The following is a 508-nucleotide window of genomic DNA, read 5'->3' as shown; positions in this document are numbered from 1 at the left end:
AGGTGTGTGTGCAAGCTTACTTTTTGATTGGGAGGCCTTTATGTCAGCTTTTAAGATTGAGAACGAAACGATTGCAGATGGATTTTACGCGTGTCCGGCCGTCTATGAGGATGCAGAATCGATTACCGGGTTGCTCGTCCGAACAGCTGAATGGCTCCGAGATCGGGGTTCTAACCAATGGAGCGGACTTCTGAAAGGGCAAGATATACATGATATCACGGGGGCAATTGAAAAGGGACATGTGTTTGTGTTTAAAAAAGATGAAGAGCTTGCGGCTGTCGTGATGCTGCTGCCTGAACCGAGCGAGTGGGACCGGACGCTTTGGGGAAACGATGGGCATGAGGAGTCCATTTATTTACATCGCCTCGCAGTAAGCCGCCGGTTTGCGGGACAGGGGCTTGGAGCCCGCGTCCTTCAGTGGGCGGAGACGGGCATACACTTTCCGGAAAAAACGCGGATCCGGCTTGACTGTGTCGCTGATAGCGACGCCCTGCATTCCTTTTATCGG

1 protein-coding gene is annotated in these 508 nt (G+C 52.4%); it reads left to right on the top strand.

Translation table 11 applies throughout. From position 1 onward, the window contains the following. Positions 1-40: 40 nt before the first annotated feature. Positions 41-508, top strand: a 468-nt coding sequence (locus tag ACWHAR_RS32395; RefSeq protein ID WP_452089095.1) for a GNAT family N-acetyltransferase, incomplete at its 3' end; no start/stop codon positions are given.

It is taken from the genome of Bacillus sp. LR--39 (assembly GCF_053613335.1).
This window is presented reverse-complemented; position numbering and strand designations above follow the sequence as displayed.